At 46.0% G+C, this 3,397-nt stretch carries 3 protein-coding genes; all 3 read left to right on the top strand.

Features of this window, described 5'->3' with window-relative positions:
* The first annotated feature begins 102 nt into the window (after nt 1–102).
* Nucleotides 103–1,710, top strand: a complete 1,608-nt coding sequence (recJ, locus tag Q0546_RS10545) for a single-stranded-DNA-specific exonuclease RecJ (RefSeq protein WP_298792857.1) — start codon at nt 103–105, stop codon at nt 1,708–1,710.
* 52 nt (nt 1,711–1,762) lie between these two features.
* A complete protein-coding gene (locus Q0546_RS10540) occupies nt 1,763–2,074 on the top strand; it encodes a hypothetical protein (RefSeq protein ID WP_298792854.1) in 312 nt (103 codons plus the stop codon).
* Between the two features lie 635 nt (nt 2,075–2,709).
* The coding region (locus Q0546_RS10535; protein WP_298792852.1) for a TonB-dependent receptor plug domain-containing protein at nt 2,710–3,397 on the top strand (688 nt) is incomplete at its 3' end.

Genomic DNA, 3,397 nt, shown 5'->3' with positions numbered 1-3,397 from the left:
AATTTGAACCAAAATTTAGCCTTTTTTGCGGCGTGGCAGGGGTAAATTTGACCCCCGAGGCGAGCAAAAATTTAGGCAAAAACGGTGGCAAGGCGGCGAAATTTGACGGCGAGGCTTACGCAAAAGCCCGTCAAAACGATGTTGAATAAGGAAAAGATAAAGGAATTACTGAATCAAAGATTTGAAAATGACATTCACAAAAAACTTTCAGAAATTCCTACGCCTGATGCGTTAAAGGATGTATTTAAGGGTGCCGAGCGTATAAAGCGCGCGATCGAGCAAAACGAAAAGATCGTCATCGTCGGCGATTATGACGTGGACGGCGTGATCGCCAGCGTCATAATGGCCGAGTTTTTCGATGATTTGGGCGTTAGCGAGTATTTCGTGCGTATCCCAAATCGCTTTAGCGACGGCTATGGGCTAAATCCGCAAATCGTCGAAGAGATAGCAGACGCCGGTCTCATCGTGACCGTAGATAACGGCATCTCGGCAAACGACGCGGCTCAAATTTGCAAGCAAAAAGGCATCGATCTCATCATCACCGATCATCACATGCCGCCCGACGTCCTGCCCGAGGCCTATGCGATCATAAATCCAAAGCAAAAGGATTGCCACTTTCCAAACGTCGAAATTTGCGGCGCTCAGGTCGCGTGGTATCTAGTGGGCGCGCTAAAGGACGTGTGCCGTATCAACTACGATATGGGCAAATTTCTAGACCTCCTCGCTATCGCGATAATAGCCGATATGATGGAGCTTCGCGACCTAAATCGCATCCTAGTTAAGCTTGGCGTAAACCGCCTAAATAGCTCGCGCAGGCCCGCATTTACGGCGATAAAACAGCTTTACGGCAAAGATAAATTCGAGTGCGACGACATTAGCTTTCTCATCGCGCCGCTCATAAACTCATCGGGGCGTATGGACGATGCGAGCGTATCTTTTGAGTTTTTGCGCGCCAAAAACTTAGACCGCGCCTGCGAGTGTCTCGACACCATCGTGAGCTTTAACAACTCGCGCAAGGAGGAGGAGCGCACGCTTTTTGAGTGCTCGTTAAAGGACGTGCGCGAGGACGAACACATCATCGTGACGTGGGGCAGGGGCTGGCACGAGGGCGTCATCGGCATCGTCGCCTCGCGTCTGGCAAAGCAGTTTAAAAAGCCCGCCATCGTCTTTAGTATCGACGAAAACCGTGCCAAAGGTAGCGCTAGAAGCGTGGGCAAGCTAGACATCCTCTCGCTCATCGCTAGCCACGAAAATTTACTTGTGGGCTACGGCGGGCACAAGGGAGCTGCCGGCATCGTGATAGATCCGGCAAATTTAGAAGCGTTTAAAAACGCGATAAATAGCTCGTGTATGCTGATGGACCTGCACGAATTTAGCGCGTTTGACGAACCTCTGGGTGAGATAGAGGCGGGCGAAGTGGACTTTGAACTGCTTGAAATTTTGGAGCATTTCGAACCTTACGGGCAGAAAAATCCGCGCCCGCTCTTTGAGATCAAATCAGCCGTCGTCAAAAACAAAAAGCTAATCGGTAGGGAGCAAAATCACCTAAAGCTCATCCTGCAAAAAGACGGCAAATGCCTCGAGGCGCTGTTTTTTAACTTCACTCGCGAGCCGCATGCCGGCGAGAGCATAGACCTCGTTTTTTCGGTATCGAAAAACTCGTTTCGAGGACTCGTCACGCCGCAGCTACTGGTAAAAGAGATATCGTGAATTCGGCTAGTTTTGCTTGGATTAAATTTAGAGATTTTTCGGCAGGAATTTTATGGCTAAATCTAAACAAATAAAAAATAAATCTAGTAAAAAGAAAACTATTTTTAGTCAGTTAATAACCTATGATATTTTATTTTATACGTTTATCGCTATCGTCGCCGTAATCTTCTATATCATTAGCACGTTTACTCATAGCAAGAAAAAGATAGTCTGCGAAGAACAGCCGCCCGAAGTCATGCTAGCAGCACTCAGAGAAGGTACGCCGGACGCGATACAAGAGGCAATGAAAAAGGTAAACTGTAGAGAAGTAGAAGTATACAAGCATTCTCGACATAAAAGATTTTTCTCAAGAAGAATGCGCTAAATAAATTTAAATTTAATATTAACATTTAAAATTTGCGCTTAAATTCGGCAAAGTCATGCGATAAATTTTCAAATCGCACCACAAAACGGTAATTTATCGCGGATAAAACACGAAATTTTAAAATCTATGAGTCAATTTTAGAGTCTTGTGAAAATTTATTTTTGATATTTGCCGTCTTATTTAAGATGCGACTCGGTTCTAGTTTTATATCGAATTTAAAAGCAAAATGCCGCAATTTAAACACGCAATCGTCGTCACGGGCAGTATCGGCAGCGGCAAGAGCGCGGTTTGCGAGATACTCGCGAGCCGCATGCGGGCGAGAGCATAGACCTAGTTTTTTCGGTATCGAAAAACTCGTTTCGCGGACTCGTCACGCCGCAGCTGCTGGTAAAAGAGATTTTGTAAATTTAATCTCGGTTTCGTTAAACTCAAATTTGATGAAACCGAGATTACTTAAATTTATAATTCTAATCCGTTAAAGTTACTTTTCTACACACTTAACGCAAACGACCGAAATATCAGGGTTTGAGCTAAATTTCATACAAAATAATTAACATTACATAAATATTCATACTTTATTTAAGTTTATTTTTGCTTCAATTTCAATATTAAATATTAATTTTGCAGGAGCGAAAATGAAAATTTCTTACGTTTTGGCGCTGGCCATGGCGTCAAATTTGATGCTTAGCGCCGAGGAAGCGATAAGTCTGAGTCCCGTTACCGTCTCGTCAAAAATGCAAAAATCAGCCCTAGACGAGCCTACAAACGCCCAAATAGCTGGAAAAGGCGCGATACTGGAAAACGGCGACATCGCCAAATCGCTTTCAAATTTGAACGGTTTTACGATGGAGCGCAAGGGCGGAGGCGGCAGCGAGGTTTATTATCGCTCGCAAACGGCGGCTAGGTTGCCCGTACTTATCGACGGTAGTACGTTAAACGGCGGCTGCGGCATGCGCATGGATACGCCCATCACCTACATCTCGGCGCAAAACTATAGCTCGGTTCGCATCGTAAAAGGCCCGCAAGACGTCAGATACGGCGCGCTCATTAGCGGCGGTATATTTTTCGATAGAGAGATAGCAAGGCTGTCAAAACCGAGCTTCGGAGGAAACGTAAGCGTGCTGGGCGGTAGTTTTAGAAGGTTTGAAACTACCGCGGACGTAGCGGCGGGGAATGAGCTGGGTAGCCTAGAGGTCTCGGGCGGACACTATGAGAGCGGCGACTATAAAAGCGGCGGCGGACAGAAAATGCATACACACTATAAACGTAACAGCGTCTCGCTCGTAGGCACGATCACGCCTACCGATTCTACCGCCATTCAGC

Origin of the sequence: uncultured Campylobacter sp. (assembly GCF_937997465.1) — a bacterium.
Taxonomy (GTDB): domain Bacteria; phylum Campylobacterota; class Campylobacteria; order Campylobacterales; family Campylobacteraceae; genus Campylobacter_A.
This window is presented reverse-complemented; position numbering and strand designations above follow the sequence as displayed.